This window comes from Mycobacterium sp. MMS18-G62 (assembly GCF_053877835.1).
In genome coordinates this window covers 2,106,146-2,130,456 of the sequence record NZ_CM132662.1, presented here as the reverse complement: position 1 = coordinate 2,130,456, position 24,311 = coordinate 2,106,146, and the positions used below count along the sequence as shown (strand labels likewise).

Annotated in this window: 20 protein-coding genes; 10 read left to right on the top strand and 10 right to left on the bottom strand. The window is 66.7% G+C overall.

Annotation, left to right across the window (positions count from 1 at the left end):
* Window positions 1-361: 361 nt before the first annotated feature.
* Window positions 362-934: a TetR/AcrR family transcriptional regulator gene (locus ACWW36_RS10645; protein ID WP_456141504.1), complete on the top strand. Its 573-nt coding sequence runs from the start codon at window positions 362-364 to the stop codon at window positions 932-934.
* On the opposite strand, the gene ACWW36_RS10640 is transcribed toward ACWW36_RS10645, so the two are convergent.
* Window positions 931-1,764, bottom strand: coding sequence for an arylamine N-acetyltransferase family protein (locus ACWW36_RS10640; protein ID WP_456141503.1), 834 nt, complete (start codon window positions 1,762-1,764; stop codon window positions 931-933). The genes ACWW36_RS10645 and ACWW36_RS10640 overlap by 4 nt on opposite strands.
* A gap of 57 nt (window positions 1,765-1,821) precedes the next feature.
* Here ACWW36_RS10640 and ACWW36_RS10635 point away from each other — a divergent pair, with 57 nt between their 5' ends.
* Window positions 1,822-2,394: an HD domain-containing protein gene (locus tag ACWW36_RS10635; protein ID WP_456141502.1), complete on the top strand. Its 573-nt coding sequence runs from the start codon at window positions 1,822-1,824 to the stop codon at window positions 2,392-2,394.
* Window positions 2,395-2,641: 247 nt separating this feature from the next.
* Here ACWW36_RS10635 and ACWW36_RS10630 read toward each other — a convergent pair whose 3' ends face one another.
* The gene (locus tag ACWW36_RS10630) at window positions 2,642-3,424 is read right to left on the bottom strand and encodes a crotonase/enoyl-CoA hydratase family protein (protein ID WP_456142440.1); all 783 of its coding nucleotides are present in this window, start codon (window positions 3,422-3,424) and stop codon (window positions 2,642-2,644) included.
* A gap of 15 nt (window positions 3,425-3,439) precedes the next feature.
* Window positions 3,440-4,891 (bottom strand): protein kinase family protein, encoded by a 1,452-nt coding sequence (locus ACWW36_RS10625; RefSeq protein WP_456141501.1) that lies wholly within the window; start codon window positions 4,889-4,891, stop codon window positions 3,440-3,442.
* A gap of 104 nt (window positions 4,892-4,995) precedes the next feature.
* Here ACWW36_RS10625 and ACWW36_RS10620 point away from each other — a divergent pair, with 104 nt between their 5' ends.
* From ACWW36_RS10620 to ACWW36_RS10610, 3 genes are read left to right on the top strand one after another with little or no spacing between them, the layout of a single operon-like run.
* Window positions 4,996-5,805 (top strand): lysophospholipid acyltransferase family protein, encoded by an 810-nt coding sequence (locus ACWW36_RS10620; protein ID WP_456141500.1) that lies wholly within the window; start codon window positions 4,996-4,998, stop codon window positions 5,803-5,805.
* Between the two features lie 5 nt (window positions 5,806-5,810).
* The gene (gene fadD12, locus ACWW36_RS10615) at window positions 5,811-7,442 is read left to right on the top strand and encodes an acyl-CoA ligase FadD12 (RefSeq protein WP_456141499.1); all 1,632 of its coding nucleotides are present in this window, start codon (window positions 5,811-5,813) and stop codon (window positions 7,440-7,442) included.
* Window positions 7,435-8,709, top strand: coding sequence for an alpha/beta hydrolase (locus ACWW36_RS10610; RefSeq protein ID WP_456141498.1), 1,275 nt, complete (start codon window positions 7,435-7,437; stop codon window positions 8,707-8,709). Before fadD12 ends, ACWW36_RS10610 begins: the two co-directional genes overlap by 8 nt.
* A gap of 22 nt (window positions 8,710-8,731) precedes the next feature.
* Here the strand turns inward: ACWW36_RS10610 and ACWW36_RS10605 are convergent, their stop codons facing one another.
* A complete protein-coding gene (locus tag ACWW36_RS10605) occupies window positions 8,732-10,150 on the bottom strand; it encodes a WS/DGAT/MGAT family O-acyltransferase (protein WP_456141497.1) in 1,419 nt (472 codons plus the stop codon).
* Window positions 10,151-10,175: 25 nt separating this feature from the next.
* A complete protein-coding gene (locus tag ACWW36_RS10600; RefSeq protein WP_456141496.1) occupies window positions 10,176-11,399 on the bottom strand; it encodes an alpha/beta hydrolase fold domain-containing protein in 1,224 nt (407 codons plus the stop codon).
* Window positions 11,400-11,564: 165 nt separating this feature from the next.
* On the opposite strand from ACWW36_RS10600, the gene ACWW36_RS10595 reads away from it, so the two are divergent.
* Both ACWW36_RS10595 and ACWW36_RS10590 read left to right on the top strand, forming a co-directional pair.
* Window positions 11,565-13,763 (top strand): acyl-CoA dehydrogenase, encoded by a 2,199-nt coding sequence (locus ACWW36_RS10595; protein WP_456141495.1) that lies wholly within the window; start codon window positions 11,565-11,567, stop codon window positions 13,761-13,763.
* Window positions 13,764-13,826: 63 nt separating this feature from the next.
* Complete coding sequence (locus ACWW36_RS10590) at window positions 13,827-14,324, top strand: Rv2253/PknI dimerization domain-containing protein (RefSeq protein WP_456141494.1); 498 nt, start codon at window positions 13,827-13,829, stop codon at window positions 14,322-14,324.
* Window positions 14,325-14,326: 2 nt separating this feature from the next.
* Here the strand turns inward: ACWW36_RS10590 and ACWW36_RS10585 are convergent, their stop codons facing one another.
* Entirely contained in the window at window positions 14,327-17,077 is a 2,751-nt protein-coding gene (locus tag ACWW36_RS10585; protein WP_456141493.1) for a helix-turn-helix transcriptional regulator, read from the bottom strand.
* Window positions 17,078-17,139: 62 nt separating this feature from the next.
* Here ACWW36_RS10585 and ACWW36_RS10580 point away from each other — a divergent pair, with 62 nt between their 5' ends.
* The gene (locus ACWW36_RS10580; protein WP_456141492.1) at window positions 17,140-18,081 is read left to right on the top strand and encodes an alpha/beta hydrolase; all 942 of its coding nucleotides are present in this window, start codon (window positions 17,140-17,142) and stop codon (window positions 18,079-18,081) included.
* On the opposite strand, the gene ACWW36_RS10575 is transcribed toward ACWW36_RS10580, so the two are convergent.
* The 3 genes from ACWW36_RS10575 to ACWW36_RS10565 are packed head-to-tail and all read right to left on the bottom strand — an operon-like array spanning window position 18,078 to window position 21,476.
* Window positions 18,078-19,379, bottom strand: coding sequence for an amidohydrolase family protein (locus ACWW36_RS10575; protein WP_456141491.1), 1,302 nt, complete (start codon window positions 19,377-19,379; stop codon window positions 18,078-18,080). The two genes, ACWW36_RS10580 and ACWW36_RS10575, sit on opposite strands and share 4 nt — an antisense overlap.
* Window positions 19,373-20,479 (bottom strand): CoA transferase, encoded by a 1,107-nt coding sequence (locus tag ACWW36_RS10570; RefSeq protein WP_456141490.1) that lies wholly within the window; start codon window positions 20,477-20,479, stop codon window positions 19,373-19,375. Before ACWW36_RS10570 ends, ACWW36_RS10575 begins: the two co-directional genes overlap by 7 nt.
* Before the next feature lie 13 nt (window positions 20,480-20,492).
* Window positions 20,493-21,476 (bottom strand): MaoC family dehydratase, encoded by a 984-nt coding sequence (locus tag ACWW36_RS10565; RefSeq protein WP_456141489.1) that lies wholly within the window; start codon window positions 21,474-21,476, stop codon window positions 20,493-20,495.
* 29 nt (window positions 21,477-21,505) lie between these two features.
* Between ACWW36_RS10565 and ACWW36_RS10560 the strand changes: the two genes are divergently transcribed.
* Together ACWW36_RS10560 and ACWW36_RS10555 are read left to right on the top strand one after the other, a co-directional pair.
* Window positions 21,506-22,663: an acyl-CoA dehydrogenase family protein gene (locus ACWW36_RS10560; RefSeq protein ID WP_456141488.1), complete on the top strand. Its 1,158-nt coding sequence runs from the start codon at window positions 21,506-21,508 to the stop codon at window positions 22,661-22,663.
* Window positions 22,663-23,391: a GntR family transcriptional regulator gene (locus tag ACWW36_RS10555; protein ID WP_456141487.1), complete on the top strand. Its 729-nt coding sequence runs from the start codon at window positions 22,663-22,665 to the stop codon at window positions 23,389-23,391. Before ACWW36_RS10560 ends, ACWW36_RS10555 begins: the two co-directional genes overlap by 1 nt.
* On the opposite strand, the gene ACWW36_RS10550 is transcribed toward ACWW36_RS10555, so the two are convergent.
* On the bottom strand, window positions 23,349-24,302 hold the full coding sequence (locus ACWW36_RS10550; protein WP_456141486.1) for a Rieske 2Fe-2S domain-containing protein: 954 nt from the start codon (window positions 24,300-24,302) through the stop codon (window positions 23,349-23,351). The genes ACWW36_RS10555 and ACWW36_RS10550 overlap by 43 nt on opposite strands.
* Window positions 24,303-24,311 lie beyond the last annotated feature (9 nt).

Here is a 24,311-nt window from a genome sequence, read left to right as displayed (position 1 = left end):
GCAAATTATGCTATTTCCCATAATCCGGCTAGCCGTCTAAACCCCATAGGTCAGCTAGACGCCCCCGTCTACCTGGGCTCGCATGTGACGGGGAATACATTAATTGCGCACATGTGTTATGGGTTCTATGCTTTGTGTCATAGACAGGGAGGTACCCGATGTGGATCGTTGAGGTCAACTTCGCAGGCCGTCGGTTCACGCGCAGTGTGGGTGGCCGACCGATCTTCCGTTTGAGCCCGCGCGCTATCAGCTGGATTCCTTCCCAGCTCCGCCATACGCGCGCGGCCTGACCACCCGCAGGAGGTTTGTCCTGTCCACATCGACCAAGCCCCGGACCAAACGCGGCTCGACGCGGATCAACATGTTGGTCAGTGCCGCGGAGGTGATGCGTGAGCGCGGCGCGGCTGGCGTCACGATCGACGAGGTGCTCGCCCGCAGTGGTGCACCACGCGGGTCGGTCTATTACCACTTCCCCGAAGGCCGCAATCAGATCCTGACCGAGGCGCTGCAGTATGCAGGCGAAACCCTCACCGAGGTCATCGACGAGGCCGCCGGTAAGGGCGGGATGTATCTCGTGCGAGAGTTCGTCGCCTTCTGGCAAGACCTGCTCGTCGAGAGCGACTTCACCGCGGGCTGCCCCGTGGTGGCCGCGGCGATCGGCTCGGCCGAGGACGAACCGCAGCTGACGACGGTCGCGGGCGGCATCTTCAGCCGGTGGCGCGACGCGCTCACCCGCGCCTTCGTCAGCGACGGCTTCGACGAGCCGTGCGCTGCGTCGCTGGCCATCATGTGCATCGCCTCGCTCGAAGGCGCAGTGGTGCTGTGCCGGTCCACTCGGACCGTCGAGCCGTTACGCAGGGTGGCCGAGGAGGTCGAATTCCTGGTCAAGTCAAGGGAATTCGTCCGCCGCCATGGGCTCCCTGACCATCACTAGGTGTCAAGCACCTCGGTCACTCGCTTTTCCACGTCGGCCTGATCGCCGAGGTCGGCGAGGTTGACGCCGAAGCGGTCAGCAAGCGCGTCGAGCACCTGCGCCGCAGTGTCGAATCGGATCTTTTCGGTCTCGCCACCGCGATGGATGGCCAGATTCCGACCCCGCATGTTCCACCGCGCATCGTCGGTGACCAGTGCGGCCGTCAGTCCCGTGACAAAGTGTGAATTGGGATGCGTTGAGACATACCAACTTCCGACTTCCAGATCGATCCGTGGCTGCGGGCGGGTGCTGAAGAAGTACAGCGGCTGCCACTCGCCGCGGATCTCGGCTTCGAGCCGGCACGCGTCCCCGTGCTCGACGATGCGATACGGCTCATGACGGGTCTGCTGCACCAGGCCGATCTCCAGACGGATCGGCGACGTCAGCGTCTGCCCGCCGAATCCGACGTCGACCAGGTACGGCCCGTCGAGGGCCTGCCCTGTCACTGACAGAACCTGGTGGGTCTGGGCCGGCAGCACGCCGCTGGTGTTCATCCACACCACACGGCCGGCGAGCCGCTCGACGCCAAAACCCAACTCCTCCAGCACGTATCCCATCAGGCCGTTGTGTTCGTAGCAGTACCCGCCGCGTCGGCGCAGCACCAATTTGTCCATGAGCGCGGGAGCGGTCAGGTCCGCGACGGGTACGCCCAGCAGCGGGTCGAGGTTCTCGAACGGAATGGACCGGTTGTGCGCGGCGACGAGCGCGCGCAGCGTTTCCAGGGTCGGCTCCGATGGGCCGCGGTAGCCAATCCTGTCGAAGTAGGCGGCGACGTCCACGTCCGTTGTCATGCGACCATCCTGCGACCTCAACACGGGTTGAGGTCAAACCGTGAGAGCATCTCGCTTGTGGCTGCGCACTTGACCGAGGAGCTGCGGGAGGATCTGCTGGCCCGCTGGTCGGAATCTCACCGCAAGCATCACACGGTCGCGCACCTGCACGAGGTGCTCGACGCGATCGGAGTACTCGCCGACACCGGCCTTGACTTCGATCGCGAGGCGGTCGAGCTGGCCGCATGGTTCCACGACGCCGTTTACGAGATCGGCCGCGACGACAACGAAGACCGGTCGGCAGAACTGGCACGCGAACTGCTGGCGTCATCGCCGATCCGCGATGAAGTCGCTCGGCTCGTGCTCGCCACCAAGACTCACAAGGTTTCCGACGACGACATCAACGGCGCCGTGCTCTGCGATGCCGACCTGTCGGTGCTGGGCAGTGGCGCGTTTAGGTATCGCGCGTACGCCTCCGCGGTTCGCGACGAGTACGCAGACGTTCCCGATGATGTGTTCAAACCGGCTCGGGCGCGGATCCTCTCGTCGTTGATCGACGGTCCGATATTTCACAGCGCGCCCGGCCGTGAACTTTGGGAGGAGCGTGCCCGCCGCAACATCGCCGATGAGATTCGAGCGCTGACGGGCTAGCTTCCCGAGTGCCTCGGCGAACGTCAACTCCTGGACCGCAGACGCCGCCGAAAACCAGAGGACTTACCGTCCCAGCCGATGGTGACGTTGTGTCGCGGCGAACACCTTATTACTGAGCGATACCGTTGAACCGGCGGAGAACGGGAGAGGGTTGCCTCTGAATTCCTCGCAAGGCGATAACCGGACGCAACTACGGCGTTAAGTAGCCAGCGTCGTGCCTGTTCTCGCCGCCGCACCGGACGGACCGTCAGGTGCCGGTCCAGCGGGGCGCGCGCTTCTCGGCGAACGCAATCGCGCCTTCCTTCGCGTCGTTGCTACTGAACACCGGCATCAGGATTCTCATCTGCTCGGCGAACATCTCGTCAGGGCCCCAGTTCCGCGACTCGACGATGATTCGCTTCGTCGCCGCCACAGCCAACGGGCCGTTCGCGGTGATCTTCTCGGCCAACGCGATTGCCGCGTCCAGCGCCGATCCCGGCTCGGCAAGCACGTTGACCAGTCCCAGCTCGTGCGCCCGCACCGCCGGCAGGTTGTCACCCGTCAGCGCCAGTTCCATCGCGACCGCATACGGAATGCGCTGCGGCAGCCGAAGCAGTCCGCCGCCCCCGGCGACCAGCCCGCGCTTCACCTCCGGAATGCCGAACGCCGAATCCCTGGACGCCACGATCAGATCGGTCGCCAGTGCCACTTCGGTCCCACCCGCCAGCGCATAGCCCTCGACGGCGGCGATCAACGGCTTGACCGGCGGCTGCTCCGTGAAGCCCATCCCCCGGCCCTCCACGATGACGTTCTCACCGCGCGCGAACGCCTTGAGGTCCATTCCCGCGCAGAACGAGCCGCCCGCTCCGGTGACGATGCCGACTGAGAGCCCCGGATCGCTGTCCAGGCGGTCCACCGCGTCGGCCAAGGCCCGGCTCACCGCGGCGTTGACCGCATTCTTGGCCTCGGGCCGGTTGATGGTCATGATCAGGATCCGGTCGCGCTGCTCGACCAGGACTACATTTTCGCTGTTGTCTGTCACGCCGGTGATGCTATCGGCCGCCGATCACGCGGGCGGTGTCGCTGCCTGCAGCTCGATTTCGGAGATCGCCGAACGGCTCTTGCCATCAGCCGAGCCGAGCGTGGAGATCCATACCACCACCGACGAGACACGCGCCGGATTATTGATCCCGATTCGATTGCGTCCCGGCCGCGTCGGCGTCGGCGCCGTCAACTCGGTCGTGTCGGCCAGAGTTCTCGGCGCCGGGTTTGCCGCCGAACGCACCTGCACGACCGTGCCCGTGCTGTTCAGGTCGACGGTCACCGCGCTCAGCGCCGTCGGCTGTGCCAGCTGGACGAGCAGCCCGATACCGGACTTGAACTTCGGAAACGGATCGGGGTCGTAGTAGGTGTCGGTCGACCACGCCGTCGCCGGGTTGCCGTCTATCGCCGATCCCGCCGCCTCAGGGCTGTCAGGCGAGCCGTCCGGCGAGAACACTGCCGCCGCCACCGGCTGAATCCGGTCGCCCGGCGCCGCTTCCTTGCGAATCGTCGGCGGAGCCGGCGCGGCTTGAGCCGGCGTGGTGTTCAGGCCCAGCTTGTCCGCATCGAGGCCGGCCGCGTCGTGCTTATCGCCGAACACCCGATTGAGGGTCGTACCCAGCGCCACCAACGCGACGACGACAATCGCCGCCGTGCTGACCAGGCCGACGCGCATGACCTGGCGCCGGGCCGCCGCCGCGCGCTCCTCGGCGCCGTAGTTGCGAAATCCTGCGTAATACCCCGGCGGCGGAGGCTCCAGTGGCGGCATGACACCTGCGGACTGCTCGGCACCGGCATCGACAGTGGCCTGCCGTAACAGCGTCACAAGCGTTGCGGCGCTGGCTATTCCACCCTCCAGAAGGCCCGTCATCACCGTGGAGATCAGGAACGGAAACTCTCCGCGCGTGCCGATGAGCGCCTGCATCGCCTGACCGATGCCCCGCAGGTCGGATTCGGTGCTGGCCTCCGGCATCGTGGCGGGGAAAGCGAGTGCGGCGTGGCCGTCGACGGCTATCCGCACCCGGTCCGGATCGTCGATGGACAGGACGAGCCCGGCGCGGTGCGCAACCTCCGTCGCCGCCGCCAGGGACTGCATCGCGCTGGCCACACCGGCAGCGGACGGCGGCGTGTCAGCGACCTCCCGCAGGTTCCCGCCATGGACCCAGTCGCAGACCACCACACCGAACGACCCGGTATGGAATACGTCGAGCAGCCGCGCGATGCCAGGCATGTCGATCCCTTTGAGGCGCACGGTGCGCGCAAGGATCTCGTGCACGAACTCCTCCGGTAGGGCGCCCTCGGGATCGACGAGCGTCAACGCCGCGTGCTGCCCCGACACCAAGTCGAGCGCCTCCCAGAACTGCAGTTGTGGCCGACCTCCATGCCGGGTCAGCAGCCGGTAGCGGCCGATGCACATGCCCGGCGCCGGCTGACCTAGGTTGAAGGGGTCCGATGTGCCATCGCGTTCCGTGGTCATTGCCAATCGACGTAGCCCCGACTGACCGGTTCTAAACTGCCCGACTCGCGGTCCCGCGGCTCAGGTACCATAACTAGAACACGTTCTAATTTGAGGGGGACCTTATGGCCTCGACCCGCACCGAGCCGTCGGAAATCACCAAGTGGGATCCCGGGCTCACCGAGCGCGTCATGGGTCTCACCCGGCCGTTCCTCAAGCGCTACTTCAGATCGGAAGTGCGCGGGCTCGACAACATGCCGCCCGGTGGCGCATTGCTGGTCAGCAACCACTCCGGTGGGCTGTTGCCGATGGATGTTCCGATCCTCGCCGCTCACTTCTACGACCAGCACGGCTATGACCGTCCGCTGTACACGCTCAGCCACGACATGCTCTCGGTCGGACCGACGGGAGACTTCTTCAAGAAGATCGGCTACATCAGCGCCAACCACGAAAACGCCGATGAGGCGCTGCGCTCCGGTGGCCTCGTCGTGGTGTTCCCCGGCGGCGACTACGACGTGTACCGCCCGACGCTTTCGGAGAACAAGATCGACTTCGGCGGCCGCACCGGCTACGTGAAAGCGGCACTGAACGCCGGCGTTCCCATCGTGCCGACCGTCGGCATCGGTGGCCAGGAGACGCAGATTTTCCTCTCCCGTGGCACGTGGCTGGCCGAACGGCTCGGGCCCATCGCCCGCCTGGCACGCACCAAGATCGTGCCGATTTCCTTCGGGTTCCCGTTCGGCCTGAGCGTGGTGGTCCCGCCCAACATTCCGCTACCGGCCAAGATCGTCATGCAGGTGCTGCCGCCGATCGACATCGTCGCCGAGTTCGGTGAGGATCCCGACATCGACGAGGTCGACGCCCACGTTCGGCACGTCATGCAACGGGCGCTCGACGAACTGGCAGAGGAGCGCAGGCTCCCTGTGCTTGGCTAGGACCCATGGCCATCACCGACCGGCTCACGGAAACGCTCGGCATCGTCGCGACGATGGGACGTGCCCGGCTCCTCGCGCCGATGCGGCCCGACAAGTACCTGCGGATCGCCGCGGCAATGCAGCGCGAAAACATGGGCATCACATCGGGATTCGCCGCCGCTGCCCAGCGCTGCCCTGATCGCCCCGGTCTCGTCGACGAACTCGGCACCCTTACCTGGCGCGAGATCGACGAACGCGCCGATGCATTGGCCGCAGGGCTGCAATCGCTGCCGTCGGCTCCGACGGTCCTCGGGATCATGGCTCGCAACCACCGTGGCTTCGTCGAGTCGCTGATCGCCGCCAACCGGATCGGTGCCGACGTGCTGCTGCTGAACACGTCCTTCGCCGGCCCGGCGCTGGCCGAGGTCGTGCAGCGCGAAGGTGTCGACGCGGTCATCTACGACGAGGAGTTCACCGAAACCGTCGACCGTGCGCTGGCCGAAAAGCCCGACGCGACGCGGATCATCGCCTGGACCGACGGGCCGCAGGACGAGCTGACCGTCGAGAAGTTGATCGCCGAGCACGCCGGACAGCAGCCACAGCGGGCGACAAGCAAGAACAAGGTCATCCTCCTGACGTCCGGCACCACGGGAACTCCCAAGGGCGCCAAGCACTCTGGAGGCACCGACGGAGGTCCGGGCATCCTCAAGGCGATCCTGGATCGCACCCCGTGGCGCGCCGAGGAGCCCGTTGTCATCGTTGCGCCGATGTTCCACGCGTGGGGCTTCTCCCAGCTGGTGTTCGCGGCATCGATGGCGTGCACGGTCGTCACGCGCCGCAAGTTCGATCCCGAAGCGACCCTCGAACTCATCGACCGGCACAAGGCGACGGGGTTGTGCGTGGTGCCGGTGATGTTCGACCGGATCATGGACCTCCCCGAGGACGTGCGCAACAAGTACAGCGGCCGGACGTTGCGGTTCGCCGCCGCGTCGGGCTCACGGATGCGTCCCGACGTCGTGATCAAATTCATGGATCAGTTCGGCGACGTCATCTACAACAACTACAACGCCACCGAAGCCGGCATGATCGCCACCGCAACGCCGAAAGACCTGCGGGCCGCGCCCGACACGGCGGGCAAACCCGCCGGTGGCACCGAAATTCGCATACTGGACTCCGATTTCAACGAAGTGCCCCGCGGTGAGGTCGGCAGCATCTACGTCCGCAACTCCAGCCAGTTCGACGGATACACCTCGGGCAAGACGAAAGACTTCCACGAAGGCTTCATGTCGTCAGGCGATGTCGGCTACGTCGATGACGCCGGAAGGCTGTTCGTCGTCGGCCGCGACGACGAGATGATTGTGTCCGGCGGAGAAAACGTCTATCCCATCGAAGTCGAGAAGACGCTGGCCGCCCACTCTGACGTGGCCGAGGCGTCGGTGATCGGTGTGGACGACGAACAGTTCGGGCAGCGGCTGGCCGCGTTCGTGGTTTTGAAGGACGGGTCGTCGGCTACCCCAGACACACTGAAGCAACACGTACGAGAGAATTTGGCGAATTACAAAGTGCCACGAGACATCACGATTCTTGACGAACTGCCGCGGGGTAGCACCGGAAAGATCGCGCGCAGCGAGTTGCAGGAGCGCGCCGGCCGTGCGTAGGCGCCGTTTTCCACTCCTGCGGGCGGTGGCCGAGCTCGCCAATGCGGCCAACGGTGTGCAGCCGCTCGGGCGCGAGGGATACATCACGCTGCCGGTGTTCGCGTTCGGTTGGCCCACCACCGAGGCGGCCCCGCTGTATCTGTTCGGGTCGATGCTCGACGCTGTGCGGCGTGGCCGGCGCGGCGATTTCCGGGGCGCGCGGGGACGGATCGCTCTGCTCCTCACCGCAATTGCGTGGGTGCTGCTCGGCTTGATCATGCGCCGCAACGTGGCCTCGCAGCCGTATTTCGAAGACCCGCTGAGGGAGGCGCTGGGAGACGACTACGAGGCGATCGGCGCGCAATCGCAACCGGCGCGGCGCCGTCGTCTGGTCGGCATTCCGCCGAATGACTTGATCCGGCGCCGCTACGTCGAGAAGGCAGGCACCGTCCGCTACGGTCCGCACCCACGCGTGAATTTCGCCGACATCTGGCGCCGCTCGGACCTTCCTCGTGACGGCAAGGCGCCTGTGCTGCTCCAAGTGCCCGGCGGTGCTTGGGCGATCGGGATGCGGCGACCGCAGGCCTATCCCCTGCTGAGCCACCTCGCGGAACGCGGATGGGTGTGTGTGTCGATCGACTACCGCGTAAGCCCGCGCTACACCTGGCCGGACCACATCGTCGACGTCAAGCGCGCCTTGGCGTGGATCAAGGAGCACATCGCCGAATTCGGCGGCGATCCGGACTTCGTCGCGATCACCGGCGGCTCCGCCGGCGGACATCTGTGCTCGCTGGCAGCGCTGACCGCCGACGACCCCCAATACCAACCGGGATTCGAGGACGCCGACACGTCGGTGGTGGCCGCGGTACCGATCTACGGCCGCTACGACTGGGTTTCCACCCAGGGGCACGGCCGCAAGGAGTTCATCGCGTTCCTGCAGAAGTTCGTGGTCAAGAAGCGGTTCGCCGAAAACAGGCAGATCTACATCGACGCGTCGCCTATCAGGCGGTTACGCCCCGACGCCCCACCGTTTTTCATCCTGCACGGCCAGGACGACTCGATCATCCCCGTCCCAGAGGGCCGCGAGTTCGCCGAGGCGATTCGCGAAGCATCGACGTCCGTCGTCGCCTATGCCGAAATCCCGCATGCACAGCACGCGTTCGACTTCTACGGCTCACCGCGCGCGCATTACACCGCGCAGGCCGTCGAGAAGTTCTTGTCGTGGGTGCACGCGACGCGGCAAAGGTCGAGTGGCGAGTTATCGCACGCGAAAACGTCTGAAGCGTGACATAACTGGCCATTCGGCCCGATTACGGCGCCATAGCTTTCTCGACGACCGTAAGCTCTTCGGAAAGCCCTGCAGCCCTGCGTATTTCGATGAACGCATCGACCATGGCGTCGGTGAGTTCGTGCGGATCTTCGAGTGTGCGGCCGTCGGACAGCACCGAGATGTTGAGCTGGTCGACATAGCTCCACACTGTGATGTTCAGGCCGCTGCCGGCGGTGAGTGGACCCACCGAATAGATTTCGGTCACCAATGCGCCGCCGACGCGGCCGTGCTCACGCGGGCCCGGCACGTTCGAGATCGGAAGGTTCAGCACCTTGTTCTGCCCGTCCTTGTTGGACAGCCAGCGGAACAGCGCCTCGGCCGGCGCGGGCGGGAAATACGCCGACCATCGGCTGACCAACTCCGGTCCGATCAGCTGGTGACTCTCCTTGGCCTCCAGCGCCGCTTCGCGGGCATTGCGCACCCGGTCCAGTGGATCCTCGCAGTCGGTCGGCAGCGCGACCAGCACGCCGGTGAAGTAGTTCCCGGAGATACGGTCGGGCGAGAAGTCGAAACTGACCGGAACCGACGCCAGCAGCGGATGCTCGGCGTGACCGTCGTAGCGCAGCAACAACTTTCGCAGCGCTCCCGCCGAAATCGCCAGCACCATGTCGTTGATCGTGACGCCGAGGTGCTTGCCCGTCTGCTTCACATCCGCCAATGCCAGCGTCGCGGTCGCGAACTTACGGACCGGATCGACCATGTGGTTCATGAACGTCGGCGGCGGCGTGAACGGCCGCGTCAGCTCGGGCGACAGCTTCCGCGAACTTTGGCGGACCCGCCGGATTCCCTGCGCCGTGTATCGCATCGTGCCCGGCAGCCTGCCGATCAACCGGATATGGTCGGCGAACGCGGAGCGAAGCAGCTCGCCCTTCGTCGGCGCCGGATCGGTGGCATACGAATCGCGGTCGGCCTGCGTACCCTCCTGCAGATCCATGCCTCGCGCAAGCAGGTTCGCAGAGGCAACACCGTCGGCCAGTGCGTGATGGATCTTGCCGAGGACCGCGATCCGACCGTTGGCCAGACCTTCGATGAAGTACATCTCCCACAGCGGCCGGCTGCGGTCCAAGGGTGTGCTGGCGATCTTCCCGATGACCTCGTCGAGCTGGCGCCGACCGCCTGGAGCCTCCACGCGGTACGGGCGGACGTGGTAGTCGAGGTCGACCTCGCAGTTCTCCCGCCACATCGGATGGTGGATCTTGCCGGGCACCTCGATGAGCTGATACCGGAACGGGTCGAGCTTGTAGAGCCTGCCGTGCAGGACCTTGCGGAACTCCTCCACCCCGAACTTGCGGTCGCCGAGATCGTCGATCTCGATCACCGCCAGCTTGAGGGTGTGCATGTGCACGTTCGGCGTCTCGCTGTACAACAGCACAGCGTCCCACCCGCGAAGCCTTTTCACGCCGCTACCTCCCTTGTGGAGGAGCTTATATAACCGCTTTAGCCCTATTCAGCGTCCGGTTTCGGTGAATCTGGTTGAGAAACAGGCCGATTGCCGTCGCCGCCGAGCCGGTGCGGGCTCCGTCGATCATGTCGAAGCCATGGCCTGCGCCGGGCAACTCCACGTAGCTCACCACCGAATGCGACGCGGCGCGGAGCCGCTCGACGAAGCTTCGTGCCTGTTCGACGGGGATGACGCTGTCGCCGGTGCCATGGATCACCAGGAACGGTGGGGCGTCGGCGTGCACCCGCGCGATCGGCGAGGCCTTGCGGAACACGTCCGGGTGTTTGGAGATCTTGCGTTTGACCACGACCCGTTCGAGGAAGTCGACGAACCGCGCCCGCTCGGCCGTGGACCGATCCTCCCAGTCGTAGCGGCCGTAGATACCGACGACGGCGTCGACCGAGGTGTCCGAGCCTTCCGGCAGGTCGGCCTGCATCTCCGGATCGTTGTGGGTCAGTCCGGCTAGCGCCGACAGATGGCCGCCGGCCGAACATCCTGCGATCGCAACGAAATTGCGATCACCGCCGAACTTGTCGACGTTGGCCCGGGCCCAGGCGATCGCGGTCTTGACGTCGGTGATGTGCGAGGGCCAGCGGTTGTGGGGAGCGACGCGGTAGTCGATGGACAGGCACACCCAGCCCTTTTCGGCGAGATGCGACATCAACGCATAGCCCTGCAGCATGCGGCTGCCGTGCACCCATGCGCCACCGGGGACGAAGATCAGCACCGGCGCCGGTTGAGCCGGTAGCTCCTTGCTCCGCCACACATCGAGCAGCTGCGACGGATGACTGCCGTAGCGCACCGAGGTCTTGTAGATGCTGCGCCTGTGCTGGCGCACCTTCCACAGCGGCGGCGCGCCCTCGGGCGCGGGCCACTCGATGGCGAGGTCGGCGGCGGGCACGACACCGCGCAGCGCAGCGTCGGCGACCGAATGGGTCAGATCCCGTTCATGCTTACGCAACTCGGCGTTGCGCGGCTCGAACCATGAGCGTGCCGAGGCGCCCAGAAAGTCAGGGAGATGACGGTAGCCCCAGATGCCCATCGCGGTGACGGCGCCAAGTGGCTCAAGGCGTTTCCCGATCACGGGCAGCGACGCCGAAGCAACGCTCATCGCGAGCATGTAGTCGGACGGTCCGGCCCTCAGCAACCACCGGGCACGGGTCCACATCGTCGGTCCGGGGTACCGGGTGTCCGGTCGTACCGTCATTGCGCGACTGTACCCCGCACACCGATTTCCAAACGACAACATTCCGAAGATGTCTACTCACAACACGATCAAGATCTTTTTGTGAGCTGCATCACACTATACGAAGGCCAGGTGGGGCGGGTTAGCTTTACTTGACAACCGTCAAACGTAAAGAGGACTTCCACCGTGAGTAAGTCAGCCCTAGCCATCACCGAGGAGCACAACGACCTGGCCGACGCCGCGTTCGGGCAGCTGAACCGGCTGAACAGCCGCGCGGCCGCCCGCGCGACCCTCGAGGACGGGTCCACACATCCAGCGGAGATCTGGTCGGCGGGCAAGGACCTGGGATGGAACGGCCTGGCGATCGCCGAGGAGCACGGCGGTTCGGGTTTCGGCCTTGCCGAATTGGCGGTGGTGCTGGAAGCACAAGGCCGCGAATTGTGCCCGGGGCCGTTCCTGCCCACCGTCGCCGCTGCCGTGGTGATCGACCGCTGTGCACCCGATTCGGTTCGCGCACAACTACTTCCGGGCCTGGCCGACGGCAGCACCGTCGGCGCGCTGGGCCTGTCTGGCGGTATCACCGTCGGTTCGGACCTGGTGATCACGGGCGAGAGTCCAGCCGTCCTTGGCGCCCCGGACGCCGACGTGCTGGTCCTCATCGCGGGCGACGATGTCGTGATCGTCGACGGCACCGCAGACGGGGTAACAGTGACTGCGCTGGAGCCGATCGACACCACCCGCACCGTCGGATCGGTCGAGTTGCGCGGCGTGTCGGTGCCCGAAGACCGCGTGCTGCGCGGCGCCGCCCGCAAGGCGCGCACGGTGTTTCGGATCCTTGCGTCGGCCGAAGCGGTCGGCGTCAGCTGGGCCGCGTTGGATATGGCCGTCGACTACGCCAAGGTGCGCGAGCAGTTCGGCCGCACCATCGGCACCTTCCAGGCCGTCAAGCACCATGCCGCGAACATGCTGGTGAATGCCGAAGAGACGACCGCCGCCACCTGGGACGCGGCGCGCGCCGACGATCTGGACAGTGCCTGGTTCGCCGCCGCAGTCGCGGCCTCACATGCCGTGCGCACACAGATCTTCAACGCGCAGAACAACATTCAATTGCACGGCGGCATCGCGTACACATGGGAACACGACGCCCATTTGTATCTGCGCCGGGCCCGCACGCTGGCCGCATTGATGGAAGAAAGCGGCGACCCGCTGCTCGACGTCGTCGAGGCGCAGCGCACCGGACAGGCCCACGGCGCGTCGTTCACACTGCCGCCCGAGGCCGACGAGTACCGCACGAAGGCCCGCGAAGCCGTCGCCAACCTGCGGTCCCTGCCCGAAGACAAGCAGCGCGATTTCCTCGTCGAATCCGGCTATCTCGTGCCGCACTGGCCGAAGCCGTGGGGCCGCGCCGCCGACGTTCTCGAGCAGCTGGTGATCGAGGAGGAGTTCGGTTCGGCGGGCAGGAGCGCAGCGACCGGGGATTCAAAACCGATCGAGCGGCCGGATATGGGCATCACCGGCTGGGTGGCGCTGACCATCGCCCAGGCCGGCACCGACGACCAGCGGGAGCGCTGGGTCGAACCGGTGTTGCGCGGTCAGGCGATGTGGTGCCAGCTGTTCTCCGAGCCGGGCGCCGGCTCCGACGCCGCCGCGGTGCGTACGGCGGCCAAGAAGGTCGACGGCGGCTGGCGGGTCACCGGGCAGAAGGTGTGGACCAGCCTGGCCCAGTACTGCCAGTGGGGCCTGGCCACCGTGCGTACCGATCCCGAGGCGCCCAAGCACGCCGGCGTGACGATGATGGCGATCGACATGAAAGCCCCTGGCGTGACGATCAATCCGCTGCGCGGCATCACCGGCGACGCTCACTTCAACGAGGTGTTCTTCGACGACGTGTTCGTCCCGGACGCCGACGTGGTCGGCGACGTGAACCGCGGCTGGCTGGTGGCCAGGGCCACGCTCGGCAACGAGCGCATCTCGATCGGCGGCGGTTCGGGCGGTGCGGTCGGGTTCAGCCCGGATGACCTCGTCAAGTTGCTCGACGCTGCGCCGAACGCGGCCCAGTACGTGCGGCGGGCCGGCGAGTGCATCGCCGAAACCCACACGCTGCGGCTGCTGAACCTGCGACGCGCGAGCCGCGCCATCGCCGGCGCGGAGCCCGGCCCCGAGGGCAACGTCACGAAGCTGTTGGTGGCCGAGGCCGGGCAGCGGATCACCGAACTGGGCATGGCTTTGTCGGGTACGGCCGCGGTGGTCGGACAATCGCCGAAGCTACTTCGTAGCTACCTCGGAAACCGGGCGATGACGATCGCCGGCGGTACCTCGGAGATCACGAGAAATACGATCGCCGAACGGATTCTCGGGTTGCCGCGCGACCCCCTACTGAAGTAGTCCGGCAAAGTCGTAGGGGAACACCCGATTCCTCGGCGGCCACGCCAGGACGATGCTGGAACCATGTTGGGAAAGGTCGTCGCAGTCGGTGTCGCAGCCGCGGCGGCGATGACTCCCGGGGTGTCCTCGGCGGATCCGTCGACGTACGGCCCTTCGCGTACCGGCGCGACTGACCCCGTGCCGCTCAACGGGAGTTACGTCGTGACCAGGGCGCTGGATCGGCAGACCTTCAACGGTTCTCCGGCACCCGCGATCCCGTTTGCGGCGAAGGTCGACTTCAGCACGACGTGTGACAGCGACGGGTGCGTCGCGCATTCGAGCCTGGTCGCCAACGGCAGCCCATTCGACTTCCGCTGGACCGGAGCCGCGTGGCAGACCGTGCAGCACTTCGAGTGGACGTGCGGCGATCACTCCGCGCCGGCGACGGTCACCTACACGTTGATGCCGGACTCCAACGGCACTCTGACGGGCGATCGGAGCGCAAGCGTCGAGTCGCCGGGCTGCGGCAGCGCGCACTTGCTCGGCACCGTCGTCTCGCCACTCACCGCCGTGCCTGCCTGACGTCAGTTGGACTCCGCCATCACCCTGCCGAGTTCGGCCCGCGTGCGGATGCCCAGCTTGCGGTAGATCTGCGTCAGATTGGACTCGACTGTCTTCGCGCTCACGAACAGCTTCGCGGCAACGTCGCGATTGGTCAGGCCCGCGGCGGCGAGTTCGGCCACCCGTCGTTCCGACGGTGTCAGTTCGAGGTCACGGCTCGGGTTGACCTTGGTGCGCGCCAGCTCGCTGCGCACACGCTCGGCCCACAACGGAGTGCCCAATTCACAGAACACCCGCAGCGCCTCGCCGAAACTGGCTGCCGCAACTTGCTTTTGCCGCTGCCTGCGCTGCAGTTGGCCCAGAAGTAGCAGCGAGCGTGCTCTCTCGAAAGGCATTGGCAGCCGGCCGTGTTCGGCGATCGCCTGGCGAACGGTAAGTTCGGCGGCCCGTACATTACCTTGTGCCGCCAGCATGATGGCACGACAGCGGGATCCGATTGCGAGCATCCAGGGACGGTCGAGCCGGCGGCCGTCGCGTTCGAGCGCGGCGACCATCGGCTCGGCGTCGGCCAGTTGACCCAGCGCGACCATCGCCTCCACCGCGTCGGGTATGAAACCAGCCTTGATGATCTCCATCGACTTGAGCCGATCGAAACCCACGACCAGCGGTCCAAGATCCCGCAGCGCCTGCTCGTAGTCGCCGGTCGACACGCCAAGAAAGCCGAGCGTCATGCGAGGCCACTCGGCCAGAAGGGGTGCCCCGAAACGCTCCGCGGCGTCGATGGCCGTATGAGCGTCGGCGCGGGCTTGCTCGACGTTGCCGGTGTACGCGGCGACCAGCCCCCGCACCGTCAGGGCGATGACGAGGCTGTGGTCACCGCCGATCTGCTCGGCGCGCTCGACTGCGTCGTTCGCGGTGTGCGCGGCCTCGGTGAAGTCCGCGCGCCACACGTCGATCAGCGTGGTCCAGACGTCGACGAAGAGCATGTCGATGTCGGCGCCGCGTTCCACGCACCGCCGCCGCAAGATCTGCACGTACCCGCGCGCCTCGTCCAGCCGTCCCGCCCACGCCAACACCTGCGCGGCGGTCGAATGCGCCCGGAACGGCACCGGCACATCGGCGTCGGGATCATCGAGCTCCAGTGCGCGCCGCAGGCTCGCTTCGTCGAAGCCCAGCCCAGACAGCGCGCTCAGCACTTGCCAGTCGGCCAGCGCCTGACTGATCATGACCGGCAGGCCGACGGCTTCTGCCTGCTTGACCGCCTCGATCGAATTGCGAAGTGCCTGTTCGTAATCACCGGAATTCGCCTGCGCGAAAGACAGCAGGATCAGTGTCTGCGCCAGCACCGCCGGATTTCCTTCCGCGTCGACGACCGCACGCTTGAGGACATCCTCGGCCTCGGTGAAACTTCTCTGGTAAACCCAGAGCCCGGCAAGCAAGTTCCACGCGAGTGCCCGCATCGCGCCCGGTTCGAGTTGCTCTATCGCCGGTGCGAGCACGGCATGAGCCTGGTCTATATCGCCGGTGCGGAAATGATGATCTGCCGATCGAAGCCGACGCAGCGGCGTATCACCGCCGAGTTTGATTGCGAGGTCGAGTAATTCGGCAGCCGCCGCATGGGCGCCCCTGACGCGTGCCGCGTTGGCGGCATCGTCGATGGCCTGCAGTAGCTCTGGGGTCGCGCTGGACGAGGACAGCGCTAGATGGCGTGCCTTGAGCTCGGGCTGCGTGACGACGCCTGCCAACGCTCGATGAACCTGACGGCGTCGCGCCGGTGTCGCATCGGCGTAGACGCCATGTGCGAGCAACGGATGGCAGTAACGAACGCGGTTGCCCTCGATCGCGACGACACCTCGGCTCTCGGCGTAGTCGAGCAGTTCTATTGCGCGCTCGACGGTGGTGCCGGTCGCCTCGGCGAGGATTTCGACGGTCGGCTCGGCAGTACACGCAGCGGCCAGCAGCACATCCGCGGCCTCAGCGTTGAGGTGACTGACGCGCATCTTCACCAGATCGGCCAGCGTGGCCGGCAGGTCAACTGAATGGCCCGCGGGCAGGTCACCGATGGCGCGCGCCAACTCCAGCGCGTAGAAGGGGTTTCCGCCGCAAAGCTCCGCAATGCGAACCATGGTCGGACGCGGATAGCTACGGCCCAACCGCGTGGAGAACAACTCGTGCAGCCCGCCGAGGCTCAACGGAGGAACCTTGATCCGCGCGATCGCGTCCGGCGTGAGGTGCAGCCAGGACAGCACGCTCACGCCGGGCCGCGAACGCTCGGTCACGAGCAGTCCTGTCCGTCCTCGTAGACGCCGGACGACGAACGAGACGACCGCTTGGCTGGAAGGATCGAGCCACTGCAGATCGTCGATCGCGATCAGCACCGGCGCGTGTCGCGTCTGCGTCTCGATGACGGTCATCAAGGCGGCGGCGACCACCCGTTGGTCCGTGGCCGGCCCATCGGTGTCGTCTCGCAGCAGAACTCTGTCGACGGCGACGCGTTGTACCTCCGGAAGACCTGCCAGAACGTCGTCATCGACGCCTGCGAGCAGATCGGCGACCGTGGTGTACGCCAGCACCGACTCGGCCTCCCACGCGCGGGCCGTCAGCACGCGGAATCCCCGCTGGCGGGCCAGCTCCACGGCCGCCAGCCACAGCGTGGTCTTGCCGATGCCCGCTTCGCCCTCGATGAGCAGACCCGAGGGTCGCTCTTCGACGAACCCGATAAAGTCAGCTATCGCCCGGACCTCGGCCGAACGGCGGACTACTTCTGCGGGCACGCGCCAATGATGACAGCGAGCAAATTCACGCCGGGCGAAAACGGCGGTTATTTCGACAGCCGATGCGCCGCGTTCGCTCTGTGCTCGATACTGAGCGGGTGTCAACTGCTGAGTTTCACCCCGACCTGCGCCGCGTCGCCCGCTTCATCCCCAAACAGGTGGTCACCCCGGTCACCGTGCCGTTCATGAGGGCGGCCGAGCGCTTGCTTTGGCGGCGGACACCGCCCAAGGACATCGAGGTGTTGACGCTGAGCTCCGGCGTCGGCATTCGGCTGTTCCGCCCTACGGGCGCGAGTGGTCCCGGGCCCGCCCTGCTGTGGATCCACGGCGGCGGCTACGTCATCGGACGCGCGGCGCAGGACGACCAGCTATGCCGTCGGTTCGCACGCGAACTCGGCGTGACGGTCGCGTCGGTGGACTATCGGCTTGCGCCCGACCACCCGTATCCCGCGCCGCTCGAGGACTGTTACGCCGCCCTGAGGTGGCTGATTCGTCTGCCCGCGGTCGACCCCACGCGTGTCGCGATCGGTGGCGCCAGCGCAGGCGGCGGGCTGGCCGCGGCATTGGCATTGCTCGCGCGCGACCGGGGCGAAATCAGCCTTGCCGCACAGCTGTTGGTGTACCCGATGCTCGACGACCGCACGGTGGAACGCAAGGATCTCGACAATCCGGGACACCGGCTGTGGAACCAATCCAGCAACAAGTTCGGTTGGTCGGCTTACCTCGGCGACGCCGACCGCGAGGTGGCCGTCCCCGCGCGACGTGAAGAGCTCGCCGGGTTGCCGCCCGCATGGCTGGGGGTCGGCACACTCGATCTGTTTCACGACGAGGACTTGGCCTACGCCGAGCGACTCAAAGCCGCAGGGGTGCCATGCCATGTCGAGGTGGTCAAGGGCGCATTCCACGGTTTCGATGGGATTGCGCCGAAGGCCGAGGTGTCACGGTCGTTTTTCGACAGTCAGTGCGCGATGCTGCGGGAGGCCTTCGCGCCCGCCGCGGCCTAGGTGTTGTCGAAGACCAGGTCGCCTGCAACGACGGTCGCCGTCACCATCTGCGCGTCAAGTTCGTCGAGGACCTGTGCCGGCGGGCCGGCAAGCACGCACAGGTCGCCGGGCTGACCCGGCTGGACGGTCCTTGGCGTGACGGGCCGGCCTGCCCCGCCGAGAAACATCGTCAAAGCCTCACGCGCCGAAACAGATTCGTCGGAACCGAGGACCGCTCCGCTTGCGGCGGTGCGATGGACCGCGGCGCGCATCGTCGCCCATGGGTCGCCTTCGCCGAACGGCATGTCGGTGGACAACGCGACCGGTACACCCGCCCGGCGCAGCGACGCCAGTCGCCACAGTTCGTGGTGCTCCTCGGCGGGCACATCGGTCAGGTACTGGTCGCCCCGCTCGGCGACGAAGTTCGGTTGCGTCACCACAGTCACGCCGAGGCCGGCCAGTTCGGGGAGGCTGTCGTCGGGGACGATCGCCCCGTGCTCAATGCGGTCTTGCGGGTGCGTACCCGCCGCGCGGAGCGCCGCGAGCGTGACGACTAGTTGTGCCGCTGTCACGCAATGCACGGCGACGGGCGCCTCGTCCGCGTGCCGCTCGGCGATCCACGCTGTCAGTTCGTCGAGGTCGAGGTCGGCGTCGTGCAGGATCCGCTTGCCAGGGGCCAGACAGTCGACGCGCTGAACAAGTTCGCCGTGCCGATGCGCCTCGATCAGCTTCACGATGTCGGAAACTTCGAGTTCCGGCGTCGCGTCCGTGACGCCGGTGACGCCATACGTGGATAGCCTGCGGCTGACATCGGCCAGGCTGGATTCGTTGCGCTGCAACGTGTCCGACCAGCTTCGGTCCGCGCTTCGCAGGCGCCCGTCCGGGTGATCGGCCAATCCCACCTCGGCCAGACCCGCCGAGTTGAGCGTCCACAGCACACCGCTGCGATGCTGCACGCGGACGCGCACCGGCGGCGAAACCTCGTCCAGCACTGTGCGATCCAGCGGTCCTGCGACCGCCTCGTGGTAACCCACCGCCCTGATCCAGCCGTCACTTCCGACCTGCGCCGAGGCGAGCACGCGCGCGAGGTCCTCGCGGCCCCGCACCTCGGCGGGTCCCACCCGCGCCGACGTCATGGCGGCGGCGGCCGACCGCAGGTGCACGTGGTGGTCGTGCAGGCCGGGGATGACCGTCCCCCCTGCCGCGTCGAGCACCTGCTCTCCCTTGCGTGGCGTCAGGTCGCCCATATCGACAATGCGCTCGTCGGCACGGATGTCGGTGGACGTGCCGTCGAGTAACACCGCCCGTTGAATCAGCATGAGGCCAGGCGTCTTTCGGCAACGAGCCGCTCGACCACGGCGTTGTCCGCACCGAGCAATGAGGCGGGTGTCGACAGTGTCGGCTTGACGCTGCGATCAACTTCGGTGGAACTCGGCAATGCGGCGTATGTCGCGGCGACGGCAGCCATCGACAGCTCGATCAACTCACCGCCGCCGCGGCTCAGCGATTCCGCTACGGCCGCCGCCGCATGCAGGCCCGTCAACGGGTCGGCGATCGCGTCGCCGCAGAACACCGGGCCATCGTGGGCGGTGCCGACCAGGCCGCCCGACACCGCGGCGTCGTCGCCGAAGGCCACCCAGTTGGCGCGATCGCCGTCTGTCCCATGGCCGGTGATGCGCAGCCATACCCGGCCGTCGCGCGGCGCGACGTCCGCGGGGCCCAGGCTGCGGTGTTCCAATGCCGCAGGACGAGACGACTCGATGACGACATCGGCGGCCTCCAGCAGTTGCCGCAGGCCGGCAGGCCGATCGAAATCGACCGTGTATGAGAGCTTTCCGGTATTCATCCAATCGAAAAACGTGGGCTCCCCGGCGCGCGTGCCGTCGGGGCGCGCCTTGCTTTCCACCTTGACGACGGTCGCGCCGGCCCTCGCCAGTAGTTGCCCACACAGCGGACCGGCCCACATCGACGACAGGTCGGCCACCAGCAAGCCGGGAACGCCGCGTGGCGCTGTCGGCGTCCCCGCTGAACGGATTTGCGGTGGCGCGGCGGCGGTTTCGCGCAGCGCGGCGACGGGAAGGCCGAGAAGTCTCCCCCGCTGTGTGACGGCGTGGGATTTCTGCCCGGCGATCCACTGTCGCACTGCAGGCCACGGGTCGTCGCCGACGGCGTCGGACTCCACCAGTGCGGGGACGGCGTCGATGTCGTCGGGACGTGACAACGTGAGCGCGCACCAGCCGTCGCGGCTCGGCATCAGCCGCGTGGCGCCGCCTGCCGAGATCCGGCCGCCGGGTGAAAGGTCGAGCAATGCGGCCCTGCCGGTGATGATCTCCGCGGCGTCGACCGCAACGCCGGTGATCGTCTGCCACGCGCACGCCAGCCGCCGCGCCTGCTCGAGCACGGCGGCGGGGATGTTCATACGGCCATTGTGCTCAGAACTGCAGCGCCGTGAACCGCCAGTCCAGCACTTGCCGGTCGGGCTCACCAACGGCATAGACGAGAGACCGCAGCTCCAGCACGCCGCCGCGCCCGTCCGCCAGCGTCTGCGCGCCGTCGACGTGGACCTCGCTGTAGAGCGTGTCGCCCTCGTGCACCGGGCCGGTGTGGTCGCAGGACTCCCAGCCGAGCACCGTCGCAAGGTTGGGCAGCAGCCGCGTCGCCTGGGCCAGAGCCAGTCCGATGGTGTGGCCGCCGTAGACGAGGCGCTGACCCCCGACGCGCGAATCATGGTGTGTCTCAGCGATATTCAAGGTGAGCCGAGCAAGCTCCGGCGCGCTGCTGACGACATCGGCGGTGCTGTGCAGCACCGTCCCCTCGATGCCGGGGTCGAAATGGGCACCCGGCACCTTCTCGCGGAACGCGCCGGCGTCCCAGTCGGCGGTCGGGTCGGGCGGTGGCGCGAGATCGGCGCCGACATGGGTCAGGTCGTCGGCGTGACCGGTTTCCCGATCGGAGCTCAGCGGGATCATCGCGCAGCGGTAGAAGTCCAGCACCAGCCGGCCGATCTGGTCGACCGAGGTCATCCGCAGCGCCGCAAGCCCAGTCGGCGCACGGCCGGGTTTGGCCGAGTTCTGCTTCAGCCCAACCACCTCGGTACGGGTGAACAAGCTGTCGCCGATCACGGGGTATCGGTGGAAGCTCAGCCCGCGATAGAACAGGTTGGCCTTGACGCGCTGGGTGGCCAGCGTGCTCTGGCCGATCGCCACGTCGCAGACGAGGGCGGGGTGCGCCAGCGGAGCCGTCGCTCCGGTCACCGCGTACGCCAGCTGGGCGTCGAGGGCGAGGCGCAGCCGGTCGCCGACGATCGACTGATGCACCGCGGCCGCCCCGGCCGTCAGCGTCATCGACGGTGCCGTGTCGAAAACCTGCCCGACCTGCAAATCGTCAAAGTAGGGGCCACCAGTCACAGCCGACATGTTGTCATTGGGCCGCACAAAGTGTCAATATGGCCGTACATATGTTGATCGAAGAAGAAACTCTGCTGGTCGAGACGGTGCGGGCGTTCGTCGACCGGGACGTGAAGCCGACAGTCCGCGAAGTCGAGCACGCCAACGAATACCCGCAGGCGTGGATCGAGCAGATGAAGCGCATAGGCATCTACGGCTTGGCGATCCCCGAGTCCTACCGCGGTTCACCGGTGTCGATGCCGTGCTACGTGCTGGTGACCCAGGAGCTGTCACGCGGCTGGATGAGCCTCGCCGGCGCAATGGGCGGGCATACCGTCGTCGCGAAGCTGCTGACACTGTTCGGCACCGAGGAGCAGAAGCGCACATATCTGCCGGCAATGGCCACCGGCGAAGTGCGGGCGACGATGGCGTTGACCGAACCCGGCGGCGGTTCGGATCTGCAGAACATGAAGACGACCGCGCTGCGAGACGGTGACCAGTTGGTGGTCAACGGCTCCAAGACGTGGATCAGCAACGCGCGCCGGTCCGGGTTGATCGCGCTGCTGTGTAAGACCGACCCCGCCGCGAAACCTGCGTACAAGGGAATCTCGGTGGTGCTCGCCGAGCATGGCCCGGGCCTGACCGTCTCGCGGGATCTGCCCAAGTTGGGCTACAAGGGTGTCGAGTCGTGTGAGCTGACTTTCGACGACTACCGCGTGCCGGCGTCGGCGATCCTCGGTGGCGAACCGGGCAAGGGTTTCGCGCAGATGATGAAAGGCCTTGAAACCGGGCGTATTCAGGTGGCGTCGCGGGCGCTGGGGGTGGCAACGGCCGCACTTGAGGACGCGCTGCGCTACGCCCAAGACCGGGAAAGCTTCGGCCAGCCGATCTGGAAACACCAGGCCGTCGGCCATTATCTGGCCGACATGGCGACGAAGCTGACCGCCGCGCGCCAGCTGACTTTGTATGCGGCGCAACGCTACGACAGCGGCGAGCGCTGCGACATGGAGGCAGGCATGGCGAAACTGTTCGCCTCCGAGGTGGCCATGGAGATCGCGCTGAACGCGGTCCGGATCCACGGCGGCTACGGCTATTCCACCGAATTCGACGTCGAACGCTACTTCCGCGATGCGCCGCTGATGATCGTCGGTGAAGGCACGAACGAAATCCAGCGCAATGTGATCGCCAGTCAGTTGGTGGCCCGCGGGGGCATCTGATGACGCCCGCGTATCAGACTCTGCGCGAACAGCTTCGCGACGAGATCGCCGCGGGGCAGTACCGCGACGGCGTCCGGCTGCCCACCGAGTCCGAACTTGTTGCGCGCCATGGTTTGTCGCGGCAGACGGTGCGGCGGGCGTTTCAGGATCTGGTCGCCGAGGGTGTGGTGTACCGGGTGCCGGGCCGCGGGACGTACGCCAGCGAACCGGGGCGGCGCTATCTGCGACAGCTTGGCTCGATCGAGGACCTGATGAGCCTGTCGGACGACACCACCATGGAGGTGCTGACTGGTCTGCGGCGCCGGGTCGACGTCGATGCCGCGAGTCGGCTGCGGCTGGACGACGACGTCGTGTATTCGGTGGTGTTCCGGCGCCTGCATGACGGCGTTCCGTTCGTGCTGACGACGGTGCATCTGGTGCCGTCGGTGGCCCAGCCGATACAGGCCGAACTCGCCGACGGCGCGGTCGGCACCCACACGGTGATCGGCCTGCTTGAGCCGCACCTACCCGAGCCGATAGCCGAAGCCGCGCAATCGATTACGGTCGCACCGGCCGATGCCGTCGTCGCCGATGCGGTTGGGTGCGAGCCGGCCCACCCGATGTTGCGCGTGGATCGGCTGTACTCGGCTGTGAGCGGTCGGCCGGTCGAGCTTTCGGTCAGCCACTTCCTGCCCGAGCAGTACACCTACAGGGTGACGTTGCGCCGCTCCGGCCGAGCCTGTGGGTAGAAGGCGCGGGCCCACTCGCGCAGGTGCGTGAAGTCGTCGGCCTCCGACGGTGCAAGCCCGGGTCGGTCCAGGTACCGCTGATGCGCCCAGATGCCGACGTCGTCGGGCAGGGTGCGCTTGGCCGCCTCGAGCCGATCGTCGTAGTCGAGGCCTTCCGAGATCCAGTATGTGGCGAAGATGTCGGTCGTCGCGTTGTCAACCGGTGTCGGGCAGATCGAGATGATCTGCATACCGTCGCCGTGGTATTCGCAGCTCAAACTCAATCCCACTCCGTACCAAGTGATTTGGACCGGTTCACCGGCGCCGAAACCGATCGATGCATGCCAGCTGGAGTCGTTAGACGCCGCGGCAATCACAACCGGGCTGACCGGGATGTGGTGCACGAAGCGATGGTGCTGACGATCCACCGAACTCTCGGCGACCACCTGCGGATGAACGGTCACACCGGGAAAGAACTGTCGTTCGTCCGGGCCGATGGGCCGGAAGTAATGGCTGCCGATCACGCTGCCCAGTTCCTGCCACGCGTCCGGCGCCGGCCACAGCGGCTCACACTGGCCGAGGTCGTGCCAGACGTAGACGGATTCGTTGCGCTCGGTGACGTGCCAGGACCGAACTCGTGCTCTGTCGTCGGGCCGCGACTCGTAGGGGATGCGGACGTTGTGGCCGTCGCCGCTCCACACCCAGCCGTGGAATGGGCATTGGATGCCTCCTTCGACCACACAGCCGCCATGGGACAGGTCGGCGCCGAGGTGCTGGCAGTACGCATCGAGGACGTGGACCGCGCCGTCAAGATCGCGGAAAGCCACGAGGTCCGCGCCGAGGTAGTGCAACGGCTTGACGTCGCCGACCTCCAGGTCGGCGCTCCAGGCCACCTGGAACCAGCCAGTGGGTCGCATGCTCGGCAACCCCATGGCGCCAGC

What these genes read in the sequence shown, in the direction of transcription:
- ACWW36_RS10645 (WP_456141504.1), top strand. Translation starts at nt 362, where the DNA reads ATGTTGGTCAGTGCCGCGGAGGTGATGCGTGAGCGCGGCGCGGCTGGC.
- ACWW36_RS10640 (WP_456141503.1), bottom strand. Translation starts at nt 1,764, where the DNA reads ATGACAACGGACGTGGACGTCGCCGCCTACTTCGACAGGATTGGCTAC.
- ACWW36_RS10625 (WP_456141501.1), bottom strand. Translation starts at nt 4,891, where the DNA reads ATGACCACGGAACGCGATGGCACATCGGACCCCTTCAACCTAGGTCAG.
- ACWW36_RS10620 (WP_456141500.1), top strand. Translation starts at nt 4,996, where the DNA reads ATGGCCTCGACCCGCACCGAGCCGTCGGAAATCACCAAGTGGGATCCC.
- fadD12 (WP_456141499.1), top strand. Translation starts at nt 5,811, where the DNA reads ATGGCCATCACCGACCGGCTCACGGAAACGCTCGGCATCGTCGCGACG.
- ACWW36_RS10600 (WP_456141496.1), bottom strand. Translation starts at nt 11,399, where the DNA reads ATGACGGTACGACCGGACACCCGGTACCCCGGACCGACGATGTGGACC.
- ACWW36_RS10590 (WP_456141494.1), top strand. Translation starts at nt 13,827, where the DNA reads ATGTTGGGAAAGGTCGTCGCAGTCGGTGTCGCAGCCGCGGCGGCGATG.
- ACWW36_RS10580 (WP_456141492.1), top strand. Translation starts at nt 17,140, where the DNA reads ATGCGCCGCGTTCGCTCTGTGCTCGATACTGAGCGGGTGTCAACTGCT.
- ACWW36_RS10575 (WP_456141491.1), bottom strand. Translation starts at nt 19,379, where the DNA reads ATGCTGATTCAACGGGCGGTGTTACTCGACGGCACGTCCACCGACATC.
- ACWW36_RS10570 (WP_456141490.1), bottom strand. Translation starts at nt 20,479, where the DNA reads ATGAACATCCCCGCCGCCGTGCTCGAGCAGGCGCGGCGGCTGGCGTGC.
- ACWW36_RS10565 (WP_456141489.1), bottom strand. Translation starts at nt 21,476, where the DNA reads ATGTCGGCTGTGACTGGTGGCCCCTACTTTGACGATTTGCAGGTCGGG.
- ACWW36_RS10560 (WP_456141488.1), top strand. Translation starts at nt 21,506, where the DNA reads ATGGCCGTACATATGTTGATCGAAGAAGAAACTCTGCTGGTCGAGACG.
- ACWW36_RS10555 (WP_456141487.1), top strand. Translation starts at nt 22,663, where the DNA reads ATGACGCCCGCGTATCAGACTCTGCGCGAACAGCTTCGCGACGAGATC.
- ACWW36_RS10550 (WP_456141486.1), bottom strand. Translation starts at nt 24,302, where the DNA reads ATGGGGTTGCCGAGCATGCGACCCACTGGCTGGTTCCAGGTGGCCTGG.